The 15511-nt window shown below is 45.5% G+C and carries 11 protein-coding genes; 8 read left to right on the top strand and 3 right to left on the bottom strand.

The features are described from left to right. Positions 1–260: 260 nt before the first annotated feature. The 6 genes from ACSHX2_RS14480 to ACSHX2_RS14455 all read left to right on the top strand — a co-directional run bounded on the left by ACSHX2_RS14480 (position 261) and on the right by ACSHX2_RS14455 (position 8464). Complete coding sequence (locus ACSHX2_RS14480; protein ID WP_435693670.1) at positions 261–1442, top strand: 3-dehydroquinate synthase; 1182 nt, start codon at positions 261–263, stop codon at positions 1440–1442. 68 nt (positions 1443–1510) lie between these two features. Further along, entirely contained in the window at positions 1511–2884 is a 1374-nt protein-coding gene (locus tag ACSHX2_RS14475; RefSeq protein WP_435693669.1) for an alkaline phosphatase family protein, read from the top strand. A 100-nt stretch (positions 2885–2984) separates the two neighbouring features. Continuing rightward, positions 2985–4265: an OmpA family protein gene (locus ACSHX2_RS14470; protein WP_435693668.1), complete on the top strand. Its 1281-nt coding sequence runs from the start codon at positions 2985–2987 to the stop codon at positions 4263–4265. A 60-nt stretch (positions 4266–4325) separates the two neighbouring features. After that, positions 4326–4811 (top strand): UvrB/UvrC motif-containing protein, encoded by a 486-nt coding sequence (locus ACSHX2_RS14465; protein WP_435693667.1) that lies wholly within the window; start codon positions 4326–4328, stop codon positions 4809–4811. Between the two features lie 4 nt (positions 4812–4815). Then, the gene (locus tag ACSHX2_RS14460) at positions 4816–5952 is read left to right on the top strand and encodes a protein arginine kinase (protein ID WP_435693666.1); all 1137 of its coding nucleotides are present in this window, start codon (positions 4816–4818) and stop codon (positions 5950–5952) included. After that, entirely contained in the window at positions 5945–8464 is a 2520-nt protein-coding gene (locus tag ACSHX2_RS14455) for an ATP-dependent Clp protease ATP-binding subunit (RefSeq protein WP_435693665.1), read from the top strand. Before ACSHX2_RS14460 ends, ACSHX2_RS14455 begins: the two co-directional genes overlap by 8 nt. Positions 8465–8671: 207 nt before the next feature. Here the strand turns inward: ACSHX2_RS14455 and ACSHX2_RS14450 are convergent, their stop codons facing one another. Together ACSHX2_RS14450 and ACSHX2_RS14445 are read right to left on the bottom strand one after the other, a co-directional pair. After that, complete coding sequence (locus ACSHX2_RS14450) at positions 8672–10642, bottom strand: fumarate reductase/succinate dehydrogenase flavoprotein subunit (RefSeq protein WP_435693664.1); 1971 nt, start codon at positions 10640–10642, stop codon at positions 8672–8674. 37 nt (positions 10643–10679) lie between these two features. After that, positions 10680–11363, bottom strand: coding sequence for a succinate dehydrogenase cytochrome b subunit (locus tag ACSHX2_RS14445; protein WP_435693663.1), 684 nt, complete (start codon positions 11361–11363; stop codon positions 10680–10682). Between the two features lie 202 nt (positions 11364–11565). Here ACSHX2_RS14445 and ACSHX2_RS14440 point away from each other — a divergent pair, with 202 nt between their 5' ends. Both ACSHX2_RS14440 and ACSHX2_RS14435 read left to right on the top strand, forming a co-directional pair. Continuing rightward, positions 11566–11970, top strand: a complete 405-nt coding sequence (locus tag ACSHX2_RS14440) for a hypothetical protein (protein WP_435693662.1) — start codon at positions 11566–11568, stop codon at positions 11968–11970. A gap of 161 nt (positions 11971–12131) precedes the next feature. Then, the gene (locus ACSHX2_RS14435) at positions 12132–14018 is read left to right on the top strand and encodes a protein kinase domain-containing protein (RefSeq protein ID WP_435693661.1); all 1887 of its coding nucleotides are present in this window, start codon (positions 12132–12134) and stop codon (positions 14016–14018) included. 33 nt (positions 14019–14051) lie between these two features. On the opposite strand, the gene ACSHX2_RS14430 is transcribed toward ACSHX2_RS14435, so the two are convergent. Beyond that, positions 14052–15479: an NADH-quinone oxidoreductase subunit N gene (locus ACSHX2_RS14430; RefSeq protein WP_435693660.1), complete on the bottom strand. Its 1428-nt coding sequence runs from the start codon at positions 15477–15479 to the stop codon at positions 14052–14054. Between the last annotated feature and the right edge of the window lie 32 nt (positions 15480–15511).

Raw genomic sequence — 15511 nt, 5'->3', positions numbered from 1 at the left:
ATGCTTACAGCGTTGTTGAGTACTACAGAATCTGATCCCAAGGCATCGCCTTCGGCTCAACCATTGGGCTAGGTTCGTAGATCCCTACAAGATCTTTTTGCTTTATGTAGAGTCCTTTGAAGGTACGTCTCAAAGAGATGAAGTAGCTCGCGAGGGTACAGCGGTATCACCACTGAAGTGTTATAAGTGTCATAAATGAAGGAAAGTGCTAAGATTTTGTAGCGTAAGTGCGTTTACTGTATTAACTAATTAATACATTTATGACTGAGCACGATTATACTATATCGCTGAACTATCAGCATCGCATTCGTTTCACTCGGAATGCCTTCGATGAAGGTAATCGGATGCTTGCGCGGTTGTTACAGACAAATGGTCGTGCGAAGGTGCTCATCTTTTTAGAGGATTCCGTGGCTGAAGCATTTCCAAAGCTTGAAGGCGAGATGCAGGAGTATTTTTCAAGCACACCAGGGCTTGAGCTGAAACGTATTATAGTCGCTCCAGGGGCTGAGATTTGTAAGCGAGATGAAAAAGTATTACATTCCGTTTGGGATGCAGTAAATGAGGAGAAAATTGATCGCCACTCATATATTTTTGCTATTGGTGGTGGGGCGTTTTTAGATGTGATTGGCTTTGGAGCTGCGACTTCGCACAGAGGTGTGCGGCTAGTGCGTTTTCCGACAACGACTCTTTCTCAGGATGACTCAGGTGTAGGCGTTAAAAATGGTATCAATGCTTTTGGTAAGAAGAACTGGTTAGGTTCTTTTGCTGTACCTTATGCAGTAGTAAATGATTTTGCATTTCTCCATACACAGCCAGAAAACGTCCGTCGCGATGGATTAGTAGAAGCCGTGAAAGTCGCTCTGGTGCGCGATGGTGCATTTTTTGATTGGTTAGAAGATAATGTCCAATTGCTTGCTATGCTGAAGCCTCATGCTTTGGAAGAAGCTGTAGAACGGTCTGCTATCTTACATGCTGAGCACATTGCTCAAGGTGGAGATCCATTTGAGCTGGGTTCTAGTCGTCCGTTAGATTACGGTCATTGGTCGGCACACAAGCTTGAGCAACTTACTGATTTTGCTCTCACTCATGCTCAAGCTGTGAGTATAGGTGTGGGTCTAGATACGCTCTATTCGTGGAGGACTGGCAGACTTTCTGAGAATGATGCTAAAAGAGTGTTAGCATTGTTAGATGGCTTAAAATTACCTCTTTATCACGAATGCTTCGAGTCAAAGAACGTGAATGGTCGCAGAGTTATTTTCGATGGGCTTGAAGAGTTCCGTGAGCACCTGGGGGGGGAGTTAACAGTTCTTCTTCTGCGCGACGTTGGTCAAGGTGAAGATGTACACCATATGGATGAAGCTTTACTTGAATACTGTATGCAGATGCTAAAAAAATACAGTGCTGCGACTACTGCAGATGAACGTGAAAGAGTTTTTGGTTAGATGCTTAACCGTGTTGGGTATTCATTTATCCAGTTGATGTGATACATCGAGTTATTAGAAATAAGAGTATGAAGCGCGTTGTAGTTCTCAATATTGTAGGTCTGACTAAGTCGGTACTGGGAGAGAATACTCCGAAGATGAATGCTTTTTTATCTGAGGCGAAGCTTAACTCTTTTAAGCCAGCCTTTCCCGCGGTGACCTGTACAGCGCAGTCTAGTTATGTGACTGGAACGAGTGAAGGGGATCATGGAATTGTAGCGAACGGTTGGTATGACCGTGAAGCTGCTGAAGTGAAATTTTGGAAACAAAGTAACCATATTGTTCAAGGTGAAAAGGTGTGGGACAAGCTGCGCCGTGATGAGCCAGGCTTCACCTGTGCAAAATTATTCTGGTGGTACAATATGTATTCCAGTGCTGATTGGACTATTACTCCTCGGCCAATGTATCCAGCAGATGGGCGTAAGGTATTTGATGTGTACACGCAGCCCATGGCGATGCGTGAAGAAATAAAAGCGGATCTTGGCAATTTCCCATTTCCTTCTTTTTGGGGACCAAACGCGGGGATTCCTTCATCAGAATGGATTGCTGAGTCGACTAAGTGGGTGGAAGAAAAGCACAAGCCAACATTAAGTTTGGTGTACCTACCGCATCTTGATTACGGATTGCAAAAGTATGGGCCATACGCTCCTGAAATGGCAGACGAGATTCTGAAAATTGATACAATTGTAGGTGACTTGATTACATTTTTTGAAGCCCAAAAAGTAGAAGTAATTCTATTATCCGAATATGGGATATCAAAGGTCGATAAGCCGGTTCATCTGAATCGAATTTTTAGAGAAAAAGGTTGGATCACGATCAAAGATGAACTTGGTACTGAAATTCTAGATTGTGGAGCTTCTAAAGTATTTGCCGTTGCTGACCACCAAGTCGCTCATATCTATTTGAATGACAAGAGTCTACGTAATGAGTTGCTCGAAGTTCTGAAACAAGTTGACGGAGTGGAAGAAGTCCGGCTTGGGGAGGAAAGTTTCAGTTCTGAAATGTCTGACAAGGGTCTCGAGCGATCGGGTGATTTCATCGCTATTAGTGAAGAAAACGCTTGGTTCACCTATTACTATTGGTTGGATGATGCCGTTGCTCCTGATTTTGCACGCTGTGTGGATATTCACCGTAAGCCTGGTTATGATCCAGTGGAGCTTTTCTTAGATCCTGAAATTAGTAGCCCTAAGTTAAGGATCGCGAAGTTCTTGCTCAAAAAGAAACTTGGATTCCGTGGCTTATTGGACGTCATTCCTCTCGATGCGACTTTAGTCAAGGGCTCGCACGGGCGGGATAATGTGTGTGTGGATGAACAACCCATTTTTGCTGCACGTGGTGAATACGCTACTATTGAGAAAGCTGAAGATGTCTTCGACAGAATTTGTGACTTCGTTAAGAAGTAGACTGAGTCATGCTGGTATTGGCCGATAGATATTAGTATCTATCGCCGTATTTGAGGTGTTGAACAAAAGCAGAGATGCTTTAGGTTGCTTCAAGATAAATATGGCGAATCGAGGGTACAGTTGGAAGAATGTCAGACAGGGGTCAACCTTTAGTCTGCCAAAGACCGAGCACATGGGGCGCTTGGTGACAGTTGCCGTCATTTTGGCTTTGCTCGCTCATGTCGTAGTGATTTTTGGTCTCAAAAACATGTCTATAAGCTTCGCGACTATCGCAAATGTTTTAGAAATTGAAACCGAACCGATTGTTGTTCGCGATGTCGAGTTTAGAGAATCGCTTCCAGATATGAAGCCTGAAGAGCTTGCAGAACCACCTGAAGTTGCGGGTGACCTTTTAGACGAAATTGAGATTCTGGAAGAACTGCCTGAGGATATCGAAATTGATATGTCTCCTGATGTGAAAGACATTGCGTTCGACATCGAGATGGAAGTTCCCGCGATGAAAGGGGACGCATTGGCTGAAAGCTTAGAGCCTATAGCTGAACCAAGTTTTATTGATGATGTGCCAGATATTGGGCGTACCGATACAATCATCACTCCAGCTGCGGCAGGCCAGGTCGTGATCGATCCAGGTGAGCAGCAAGTTGATACCTTTGATCCCGATAAATTTAATGAGGAATTAGAGAGAAAAGGGGCTAATGGATTGGCAGACAAAGGAGCTCTAGATAGTTTTACAGCTCTTTCCACGATGACGAGAATGTCTGGAAATGCATTGGAAAATACGAAGGGGATGATTGGTTCTGATTTACTTTTCGAATTTAACAAAACTGAGCTTCGGGAGAGTGCCAGAAATAGCTTACTTAAAGTTGCATTACTGATTGATAAGAATCCGAATTTAAATTGTTGGATCGAAGGGCATACCGACACGATAGGTGGTGACATTCCGAATGGTGAGCTTTCCCTAGAACGTGCAAAAGCGGTGAAAACCTGGCTAGTGGAGTCTATGCGGATCGATCCTAAGCGTTTGATTGTGATAGGTTATGGAAAGCGTCAACCACTCGTGAACACCGGTGATAAAGATACTCAGGCGATGAATCGTCGGGTTGTGATAAAGATGCGTAAAGGTGATCCTGCAGCAAGTTCTGAGATGTTTTTAGAAGGTCAGTCTGAGAAATTCATACCGCCTGAGCCGGCGAAAATAAATGAAGCACCTAAACCTATCTTGGTGAAACCTCAAGGACCTCCTATTATTCCGATTGCTGAGAAGGTAGAAGAAGAACCTGCTCGAGCATTGATTCAAGAGGAGAACCGTCGAGCTGTGATTGAAGACGAGATTCGCCAGGCAGTACCAGTGCAACCCGGGCGTGCGATACCAGCTGAGTAAGACAGAAAAAAAGTATTTAGAACTGGGACTTTTACGAACTAGTCCTAGTCTGGATGGGAGATGAAGTGCGAGCTTTGCAATAATGAGGCGAGTGTGTTTTACACACAAGCAGTTCAGGGAGGCCAGAAGAAGATCTGCCTCTGTGAGAGCTGTGCCGAAGAACGAGGTTTGACCGACCCAGGCGCATTTTCAATGGTCGATATTCTTATGGACGAGACTCCACAACAAGCACAGCAATCAGCTGTAGTAGAAGTAGCTGAACAGTGCCCGCACTGTGAATTTACCTTGGAAGATTACAGAAAAGTAGGACGCCTAGGTTGCAGCCAATGCTATACAGCATTTCGCGGCGAGATTTTACCAGTTTTGGCAAAAATGCACCAAGGAGCTAAACATCAAGGTAAGGTGCCATCTGGTATGGCTGAATCTCTTGAGTTCCGCCAAAAGCTAGAGAATCTGAAGCAGACACTCGAGCAGGCTATTTCTAATGAAAAATTTGAAGAAGCCGCAAAGATCCGTGATAGCATTAAAGAATTAGAAGCTGAATAAAGCCATGATGCGATTTGCAACATTGATGAAACATCCAGCAGACTGGATGATAGGTAAACATGCGAACAACGAAGTGGTGATCACAAGCCGCATTCGTCTAGCGCGAAATCTTAATAACTTGTCTTTTCCAGGCTGGGCAACGAAGGCGCAGCGTATTGAGTCACTCGAGCTAGTCCGGCCTAAAGTGGAAGCTCTGAAAGTCATGAAAAACGGCTTTTCACACGAGCTTTCAGAACTAGAAGCGATTCAAAAACAGGTGCTTGTTGAGCGCCATTTGATCAGCCGTGAGCAGGCCGCAAGAGGTCAAGGTAGTGCCGCCGTGGTGGACCGCGGCCAGCGTCTGTCTCTAATGATCAATGAAGAAGATCACCTGCGTATGCAGTCAATCCGTGCTGGTTTAGACCTCCGTGGTGCACACAAACTTCTAGGTAAAGTGGATGATGCACTCGAGCAAGAACTTGAATTCGCCTTTGACTCTGAACTGGGCTACCTCACAGCCTGCCCAACCAATCTCGGCACAGGTATGAGAGCCTCCGCTATGCTCCATTTACCAGCTTTGGTGCTGACTGAGCAAATCGGTCAAGTGCTTCAAGCTGTGAATAAAATCGGCTTGGCAGTCCGTGGTATTTTTGGTGAAGGAACAGAGTCATTGGGACACCTTTTTCAAATCTCTAATCAGTCGACTCTAGGCGAGAGCGAAGAAGTAATTATTTCCCGGCTTGAGCGTGTGGTCTCACAAATTCAGACCCATGAAACAAATGCGCGGCTGAAGATGCTCGAAGACGAACCCAATCAGCTGTCTGATAAGATAGGTCGAGCGTATGGAATACTAAGATACGCTACCATGTTCGACTCTAAAGAGGCGTTCGCACATATCTCATTGCTGCGTATGGGGGCCGCTATGGGTTATTTTTCTGATGGCATTATGCAAGTATGCGATTCCATGATGATGGATATTCAACCTGCACATCTACAGTTACACGCTGGTGCTGAGTTAGATCCAAATCAACGGGACCTGATACGAGCAGAAATCTTACGCAGCAGGTTGCAATCACTAGACGCCCCTGCTACATCTATTAGTAATGATCACTTAGTTAGTGGAGAGAACTCTACTGGCGATTTAAATTTCGAGAATGAATAATTTTACTCCAAGAGCACAACAAGTTCTTGCCCTCGCGCGCAAGGAAGCAGATAGGTTTAACCACAATTACGTCGGCACTGAGCACGTATTGCTCGGGCTTATAAAGCTCGGTCAAGGTGTGGCAGTAAACGTGCTGGAGCGAATGGGTCTTGAATTAGACACAGTTCGTCAAGAGGTAGAAAAGCAAGTCGGCTCAGGTCCTGAGCAGAACGTTTCTAGCCAGATTCCTTACACACCCCGCGTGAAAAAGGTTCTTAATCTAGCGAATAAAGAAGCGAAGCAACTTAGTCATTCTTATGTGGGGACTGAGCATTTACTTTTAGGTCTTCTACGTGAAGGTGAAGGTGTGGCTGCACGTGTTCTTCAGAGCCTGGATGTTGACATCCAGCGCACTCGCCAAGAAGTGCTTGCCGAAATTGATCCAAACTTCAACCCGGACGATGACGACGAAGAAATTTTCGAAGTTTTCGAGGAGGGTGAAGAGGAACCAAATGAAGGCAACCCAGAAGGAGGAAAGACTAAAACTCCAGCTCTCAAGGCATTTGGCCAAGACCTTACCAAGAAAGCTGAAGATGGAGATCTCGACCCAGTGATTGGGCGAGAGGAAGAAATTGAGCGCGTGATTCAAATTCTCTGCCGTCGTACCAAAAATAACCCAGTATTAGTGGGTGAAGCAGGTGTAGGTAAAACTGCTATTGTAGAAGGTCTCGCGCAGGAAATCATTTCAGGTAATGTTCCTGAGCTTCTTCGCGATAAGCGCGTGATAACACTCGATCTAGCACTTATGGTCGCAGGTACTAAGTACCGTGGTCAGTTTGAAGAGCGCATCAAAGCGGTGATGGACGAGATTAAGAAGGTGAAAAACGTCATCCTCTTCATCGATGAGCTTCACACTATTGTGGGTGCAGGTTCTGCTGAAGGAGCCATGGATGCATCTAACATCATAAAGCCAGCACTCAGTCGTTCCGAGCTTCAGGTCGTAGGTGCAACCACCCTCAACGAATACCGAAAGTTCATTGAGAAAGACAGTGCGCTAGAGCGTCGCTTCCAGCAGGTGAAGGTGGATGAACCCTCTGTAGATGACGCCATTGAAATTCTTAAAGGGCTTCGCACGAAATATGAAGCACATCACAAAGCGAAATACTCTGATGATGCTCTAGTATCAGCGGTGAAACTTTCTTCTCGTTATCTTACTGGTCGCTTTCTTCCTGATAAGGCGATCGATGTATTGGACGAAGCTGGTTCTCGCGCACGTATCGGTCAGATGACTCGCCCTCCGGAAGTCAAAGAGCTCGAACAGAAAATTGTCGAAATCAATAAAGACAAAGTCGAAGCTATAAATGATCAAGATTTTGAAAAGGCCGCAGCACTTCGTGATGAAGAGAAGCAAGCCAAGGAAAACTTAGAAAGCACGCTATCTGAGTGGAAGTCTGAAAGTGAAGAAAACATCGTGCCTGTAGGGGATGAGGAGATCATGGAAGTTCTTTCCAAGTGGACTGGTGTGCCGCTGCAGAGAATGGAGCAAAAAGAAGCAGATCGTCTACTTAACATGGAAGATCAACTTTCCGGTCGTGTGATCGGCCAGAAGTCTGCTGTTAAATCGATTTCCAAGGCTCTCCGACGTTCTCGTGCAGATCTTAAAGACCCACGCCGTCCGATTGGTTCTTTCCTTTTCCTAGGTCCCACCGGTGTGGGGAAGACATATCTTGCGCGCAACCTTGCTGAGTTCATGTTTGGTGACCCAGATTCACTTATTCAGATCGATATGTCCGAGTACATGGAGAAATTCGCGATGAGTCGCCTGATTGGTTCTCCTCCTGGTTATGTTGGTCACGAAGAGGGTGGGCAACTCACTGAAGCTGTTCGTCGTCGTCCATATTCTGTGATTCTCTTTGACGAAGTTGAAAAGGCTCATCCAGATGTGATGAATCTATTACTTCAAATCCTAGAAGAAGGCACTGTGACAGACAGCCTCGGTCGTAAAATTGATTTCCGTAATACTATCATCATTCTTACTTCCAATGCTGGTGCATCTACTGTGAAGAAGCAGACATCTCTTGGCTTTGGCGCCATGAGTGCAGATGAAGCAGACTTTGAAGGTATGAAAGAGAAGATAATGGAAGCCTCTAAGCAGTTTTTCCGTCCTGAGTTTCTCAATCGTCTAGACGAACTAGTCGTATTCCATATGCTAGAAAAGAAGGATCTCGACGTTATTGTCGATCTCGAGTGCACAAAGTTATTCGACCGCCTAGCGGATCGTAAGATCAAAATTAAGCTAGAGAAGACTGCACGTACCCTGCTTACTGAAAAAGGTTATGATCCAAACTACGGAGCTCGCCCAATGCGTCGTGCTGTAGAGCGTTATCTTGAAGATCCTCTCGCTGAAGCATTACTTCGTGGTGATGTAAAAGAAGGGGATACAGTCAGAGTGACATGTAAGCGCGGAGCCGAAGAGCTCGTTTTCAAGCCAATCAAAGCTAAGCCACAATCTGACGAAGCTGCGAAAGCATAACTACGTTAGATTTTAGTTAGAATATTTCAAAGCCTCAGAGTGAATAACTCTGAGGCTTTTCTATTTATAATTTCATTAGTTTCTCCTATCAAAAGTCAGGACGGAGGTACTGTGTCATTGTTTTGAGTTTCCATAGTTCTTTGAGAATAAAAAAATCCCGCACCGAGTGATCGGAGCAGGATTGGTAAAAGAGGAGGTCTATAAGTTCTACTGGTAAGAACGAACGGAAGGCTTCACGAACTCAAAGTTGAGCTCTTCCTTGTGAAGCTCGGGAAGGTTGCCGAAGCCTTTGTATTCCCATGCAGATACGTAGGAAAACTCGTCATCATGACGAAGGGCTTCACCGGCCTGAGTCACGCCACTGATGACTTCAGGTGACTCACTAGTGAACTGGTGTTCACCACGGAAGTGACCACCACAGGACTCTTCACGGTTGAGTGCATCACAGCAGGTGAGTTCAGCAAATTCGAAGTAGTCAGCAAGACGTGCTGCCTTTTCTAGCTCTTGGTTCATTTCGTTAGAATCACCTGGAATACGGACATTCTTGTAGAACTCGTCGCGGATCTCAGGGATGCGCTTGAGAGCGAATTCGAGACCTTCTTTGGTACGTTCCATACCACAGTAGTCCCACATGATATTGCCTAGCTCACGGTGGAACGAATCAACTGAACGCTCACCTTTGATGTTCATGAGGTCTGCAATGCGATCTTCGACTTCCTTCTTCGCTTCTACGAATTCAGGGCGGTCAGTGGTGACAGAACCTGGCTTTTGAGTAGCTAGGTAGTTTGCAATAGTCGTTGGGATCACGAAGTAACCATCAGCAAGACCTTGCATGAGTGCGGAGGCTCCAAGACGGTTCGCTCCGTGGTCAGAGAAGTTTGCTTCACCTAGCACATGGAGACCAGGAAGGTTCGACATGAGGTTATAGTCAACCCAGAGGCCACCCATAGTGTAGTGAACAGCTGGGAAAATCTGCATCGGTTGCTCATATGGGTTCTGGCCAGAAATCTTTTCGTACATCTGGAAGAGGTTACCGTAACGAGCACGCACGAGATCTTCGCCGAGACGCGCGATAGCATCTTTAAAGTCAAGGAATACTCCCAAACCTGTAGGAGCTACGCCGCGATCATCATCACATGCTTCTTTCGCTGCACGGGATGCGATGTCACGAGGACAGAGGTTACCAAAGGATGGGTATTTACGCTCGAGGAAATAGTCGCGATCATCTTCAGCGATGTCGCTCGCTTTCTTTTTACCCTCACGGATAGCTTTTGCATCTTCCTGTGTTTTAGGAACCCAGATGCGGCCATCGTTACGAAGGGACTCAGACATGAGAGTGAGCTTAGACTGGTAGTCGCCACTTACTGGAATACATGTTGGGTGAATCTGGGTGTAACAAGGGTTTGAGAAGTATGCGCCTTTCTTATGTGCCTTGAATGACGCCATAACATTACAGCCCATTGCGTTGGTAGACAGGAAGAACACGTTCCCGTAACCACCAGTAGCAAGACAGACTGCGTCTGCTGCATGTGTGGTAACTTCACCTGTAACCATGTCACGTACAACGATGCCCTTAGCGTGGCCGTCAACCATCACGAGTTCCATCATTTCGGTACGTGGGAACATTTCTACACCGCCTTTAGAAACTTCTTTCTGGAGTGCCTGATAGCAACCGATGAGAAGCTGCTGACCAGTTTGGCCACGTGTATAGAATGTACGGGAAACCTGAGCACCACCGAATGAGCGGTTGTCGAGGAGTCCGCCGTATTCGCGTGTGAACGGAACACCTTGTGCTGTTGCCTGATCGATGATGTTAGAGGAAACTTCAGCAAGACGGTAAACGTTCGCTTCGCGAGCGCGGAAGTCACCACCTTTGAGTGTGTCGTAGAAAAGGCGGTATACTGAGTCGCCATCGTTCTGGTAGTTCTTCGCAGCATTAATACCACCTTGAGCGGCAATGGAGTGTGCACGGCGAGGTGAATCTTGGTAACAGAAGCATTTCACTTTGTAACCTAGCTCAGCAAGAGTTGCTGCAGCTGAGCCACCAGCTAGGCCTGAACCCACCATGATTACGGTGAATTTACGCTTGTTAGCTGGGTTGATGAGCTTGGAGTCCATCTTGTGCTTCGACCACTTTTGCTCAAGCGGACCTTCTGGAATTTTTGCGTCAATTGACATAATAAGAAATTAGTTAGAAGTTAAGTACGTTGAGAAATTATTTAATAAATCCACAGAGAACTGAGACAGGAATAGAAACAAAACCTACCCAGATAACTGCGGTGTAGATCTTAGCGATACCATCGATGAGGCCTTCATTTTTCTTCGTACGAAGTCCAAGTGTTTGGAAGATTGAAGAGAAACCGTGGCTGAGGTGGTTACAAAGGAGTGAAATAGCGATGATATAAAAAGCACTTACTGGGATACTCTTAAAACCAACGATAACCATCTGGTACTGGTTGCCCGCATCGGCAAGCGTAGCGAGATCGCTGTCAGTACGTACAGTGTAATGTAAAATATGGAAAATGATGAACGCTAGAATTGTGAGACCAGACCAAATCATCATGCGAGAAGCTTTAGATGCCTGAACTGTTGTGTCGCACTCATAGCGTGAGGCTTTAGCTGTGCGATTGGCTATTGTAAGCTGAACCGTAGCAACAACATGAAGCACGAGTGAGGTCAGGAGCACGATGCGTGCAATCCAGACACCCGCTCCGTGGAGCATGTGGTGGAGAAACTCCGCGTACTCGTTGAAGGCCTCCGCTCCTACGTACATAAGAAGGTTACCGCTGAGGTGGCCAGCGAGGAAGCCGACGAGGACTAGGCCAGTGATGGCCACTACGAATTTTTTACCGATGGAGGAGCTCCAAAAACGGCATAGTGAACAGGATGTTGCGCTCATTGTATTAGTGTCTGTGTGAGAGAACTACGCGCGTGATAGGGATAAATCTGGAATTATTCAAGACGAGCTTACGAAAAAAACTCCACTTGCGATGAGTTGGGCTCATGATTTTTTGGAATATCACTCAAAGTGGTCGCGTAGAGGTTCTTTCCTACAGATTTTACCGTGAAATTTGAGAGTCCTTGTGTTAGGTTAATCAACTATGAAAACCCAAATTAAATCTATCGCTCAAGAGTTGCGTGAAGATCTGGAACGTTCCCCTGATTTACGTGCGCAACAACTGATCGATCTGGATGAAAGTATTGCTGAGCAGATCGCAAAATTAGAAAAAAAACTCGGCAAAGAACATGCGGATGACTGGACTGAGCTTATTGAAAAAGTCGATGAATTGAGAAGGTATGCTCAACTAGCGAAAATGCGTTTGTTGTATGGCGATAAAGATCTACCTGCAAAATTAGATGCTATGCACTCTTCCCTTGAGTGGGATGAAGTGCAGGCTGCGCTAGATGTGGAACGTGATGCTCATCGCGTGAAAGGTATTTCAGATGTATTTAAAGCTCTCTTAATGTGGAAAGATGCTCCAGAGGACCGCATGAAGAATGATTAATGAAGATTTTAAGAATCAATGTGAAAAGCTGTTGGTGAATAACTAACAGCTTTTTTTGATATTATTTTAAACGAGTGTCTTGTTAAAGTTGGCTTGAGCCTTGATATTACATAGGTTTTACCTCTATGTTTAGTTGTTCCCCCCCATCACGAACGTAATATATGACACGGGAACGATATACTATTTTAAGCCCACTCGGTTCAGGTGGCTTTGGGTCCGTCTATAAGGCTAAGGACACAATGCTTCATCGAGATGTTGCGTTAAAACGACTCGATAAGGGGACCGAGGGAGATGCATTAAGAGAGCAGCTATTACGAGAAGCTCGAGTATTGGCTTCGATGCAGCATCCTAATATTGTTTCGATCTACGATATTACTAGTCATGACGAGTATGACGAGATCGTTATGGAGTTACTTCAAGGAGTTAGTCTGGATGCTTTGGTCTCTCGTCATTTGCTCCAGCCTAGCGACTTTAAAAATGTTGCGTGCCAAATCCTGCAGGCGCTATCAGCATCACATAATGCAGGAGTTCTTCACTGCGATGTAAAACCTGAGAACATCATGCTCTGCATGTCATCTGATGATCATTACGAAGCAAAAGTGTATGACTTCGGTATGTCGCTTCCTGTGGAGGAGCAAGAATCTGTTGGGAAAGGGAAGCTGATGGGTTCTATCTATGTGATGGCGCCTGAATTATTTAGCGGCGAGCAGCCTTCTGAACAGAGTGATCTCTATGCTCTGGGTTGTGTCCTCTACTTTCTATTGACCGGAGCGTACCCATTTCAGGGTGATAACGCGGTTCAAATTATGGCGTCTCATATCAAAGGGGAATACATGCTCTTGCATGAGGTGCGCCAAGACCTTCCAGAGGAGCTTAGCCAATGGCTGAGTTCGCTTTTAAAGCCTAACAAAAAACAGCGTTCTACGAGCAGTAAAGCTGTGCTCTTGGAATTGCGCGATATTGAGCTTTCTAACAAAGATCCGGAATTCACTTTATCAACGAGTTTAAAACTTGAGCAGAATAATAGTAGGGTCGTGCGATCAATATCTGTGGAATCACTCACACAGACTTCAGAGAAGTCTTCTGGTGGGAATACGACGATTTTTTTGAGTAATAACTTTAGTTACTCTGCGCCCGTAGGAGTGAAGCCGAGTTATCCGGAACAAGACAGAAAGATCGCCGCCAATATAGGTGAATTGGCTGAAGCACTTGAGCTTCCGAAGGATGCTGAATGGTATTTCACAATAGTAGATAAGGTGAAGGGCCCAGTAAGTTTAGCGCAACTAACTAAGCTCTGTGTAGATGGTAAAGTCATTGAAGAGACACTTATATGGCACGCTTTATTAGGAGATTGGGTGACCGCATCGAATTGTGTGGAAACGAAAGTAGGCTTTCAAGAGAAGAGGCGACTTGCCAGAGAGGCTCAAGCTAGGCTCGAAGCGGAAGCAGTTTTGAGGGAAGAAAGAATTCTGGAAGAGGTTCAAGAGCTGAAGCGCGCTAGCTATGCTTGGTTTGGCTCAGAAGTTCTCATCGTTTTTCTAGCTGGTATTATTGCTTTGGTATTCGGGCTTATCTATCCAGAAATTTGGCATTATGCTTTGGCGGCCTACATGTTCGTATTGTTTTTTGTAGGGTTCGTTGGTGGGAGGCTTTACCAAATGAGATCTAGTATGAAATGGCTAAGCTTTGGCTTGCTCGTACCTTTCTTGTCTGACGCCCTCTATGCAATTAGCCGGCCAAGTACTCGTTCGACACTCTGTACCTTGATGGTTTTTGCCGGTGGCATTGGCTTATGCATGATGGGCTATGGTGCCCATATTCAGACTGACACATATAAACAAATGGTGTTCAATTCAGTCGAACAGCCACAACTAAAGGTTGCTATACAAGAGGTAGCAGTTCCAAGAATTCAAAAACCCACAGTACCAGTTATAGTAGAACCAGCTGTTGAAAAGGCAGTAAAAGAGACTCGAGTTCAAAAAGCTCCAACTACCCTCCGAGCCTTGTCTTCAGAGCCAATAGGTATCAAAAGCCTTAAAGATCTTTAAGCGTTGTTTAGCTAGTGACTCCTTTCCTTTTTGCTAAGAAGTCCAGCAAAGAAGAGGAGCTGGATAAACACCGAAGACTATAAGTGCTGCCGTTAGAATGATGATTGCACACTTAGAGATAAACGGGAGGCTGATAGCTTCCTGCTTCTCTGAACTGTTCCAATACATTGCGCGTATGATTTTGAAATAGTAGTAGAATCCGCAAGCTGCACCGATAAAGGCGATGACTACAGTTATCCAATGCACACTAGAGATATTAGCGACGGCAGTTTCAAACATAAGGAATTTACCTACAAATCCAGCAGTGAGCGGAACACCTGCCATTGCTGCCATAATGACAGTAAGAGCGATGGCTAGGAGAGGATTCCTTTTACCTAGACCGTCGAGTGCTGAAATCTCGTCTGAATCTTCAGAGCTACGGATAATGCCTAATACGAAGAAGGCTGCGAATGTCATAATGAGGTAGGTCGCAAGGTAGAAGAGCACGTAGTCAAATGCGGACGTGGCCATTCCGATGAGTAGGAATCCAGCGTGAGCGATCGATGAATAGGCCAGTAGACGTTTGAAGTTTGTCTGAGCTAGAGCTGCAAGGTTACCATAGAGTAGTGTCGCTGCAGCAAGAACAACTAGAATAGTAGAAACGGATTCGCGGGTAGCATCGGCTTCGAGGAATGGACGAAGAATCGTGATCGCGACACCAAATCCAGCAGCTTTAGACGCTACGGATAGAAATGCTGTGATTGGAGTTGGAGCTCCTTGATAGACATCGGGAATCCATAGTTGCATCGGTGCTGCACCTACTTTGAATGCGAGAGCTATAATCACTAGAGCAAGACCGAAGAGTAATGATGTAGAAGAGCTGATGTTTGTGAATTGGTCAATCTGAGTCGTCCCAAGAGCTCCGTATATCCAAGCGATTCCATAAACAAGAAAGCCTGTTGAGAGTGCTCCTAGGATAAGGTATTTCACTCCAGCTTCGAGCGAACCAACGTTGCGGCGCATGAAGGCAACCATCACGTAAAAGGCGATGGTGACGAGTTCGAGAGCTACGAAAATGGATACAAGATCAGTAGCTGAAGCCATCCACATGAGCCCAGCACAGGCAAAAATAGGAAGACAGTAGAATTCACCTGCATTGGTGTCAGATCCATCAGGACTTGTGAATTTATTGAGCACTTTTTGAAAATCATAGCTCATCAGTAGAACCAGAATGGTACTGAGTAGAGCAAAGCCTTTGAAGAAAATGGCATGACCTTCATTTGAATAGAAGCGCTCCATCCAAGCTGGAGCTTCGCTCACACAGCTACAGCAAGAACTGAGCACGAGCATCGCAAAGACAAGAGTGAGCCCAACTGCCCCAACTAGCCCAAGAGTGGCTTTATTCTTAGGTGCGGCAAAGGCTTCCCACATGAGTAGGAGCAAACCAAAGCCAGCGACGATGAATTCCAAATAGTATTGCATATAAGTTAGATGTTAGTGAGCAGATCTCACTG

This window comes from Rubritalea sp., assembly GCF_051252225.1.
Classification (GTDB): domain Bacteria; phylum Verrucomicrobiota; class Verrucomicrobiia; order Verrucomicrobiales; family Akkermansiaceae; genus Rubritalea.
This window is presented reverse-complemented; position numbering and strand designations above follow the sequence as displayed.

Coding starts and splice junctions, on each gene's coding strand:
- ACSHX2_RS14480 (WP_435693670.1), top strand. CDS start 261: ATGACTGAGCACGATTATACTATATCGCTGAACTATCAGCATCGCATT.
- ACSHX2_RS14475 (WP_435693669.1), top strand. CDS start 1,511: ATGAAGCGCGTTGTAGTTCTCAATATTGTAGGTCTGACTAAGTCGGTA.
- ACSHX2_RS14470 (WP_435693668.1), top strand. CDS start 2,985: ATGGCGAATCGAGGGTACAGTTGGAAGAATGTCAGACAGGGGTCAACC.
- ACSHX2_RS14465 (WP_435693667.1), top strand. CDS start 4,326: ATGAAGTGCGAGCTTTGCAATAATGAGGCGAGTGTGTTTTACACACAA.
- ACSHX2_RS14460 (WP_435693666.1), top strand. CDS start 4,816: ATGATGCGATTTGCAACATTGATGAAACATCCAGCAGACTGGATGATA.
- ACSHX2_RS14455 (WP_435693665.1), top strand. CDS start 5,945: ATGAATAATTTTACTCCAAGAGCACAACAAGTTCTTGCCCTCGCGCGC.
- ACSHX2_RS14450 (WP_435693664.1), bottom strand. CDS start 10,642: ATGTCAATTGACGCAAAAATTCCAGAAGGTCCGCTTGAGCAAAAGTGG.
- ACSHX2_RS14445 (WP_435693663.1), bottom strand. CDS start 11,363: ATGAGCGCAACATCCTGTTCACTATGCCGTTTTTGGAGCTCCTCCATC.
- ACSHX2_RS14440 (WP_435693662.1), top strand. CDS start 11,566: ATGAAAACCCAAATTAAATCTATCGCTCAAGAGTTGCGTGAAGATCTG.
- ACSHX2_RS14435 (WP_435693661.1), top strand. CDS start 12,132: ATGACACGGGAACGATATACTATTTTAAGCCCACTCGGTTCAGGTGGC.
- ACSHX2_RS14430 (WP_435693660.1), bottom strand. CDS start 15,479: ATGCAATACTATTTGGAATTCATCGTCGCTGGCTTTGGTTTGCTCCTA.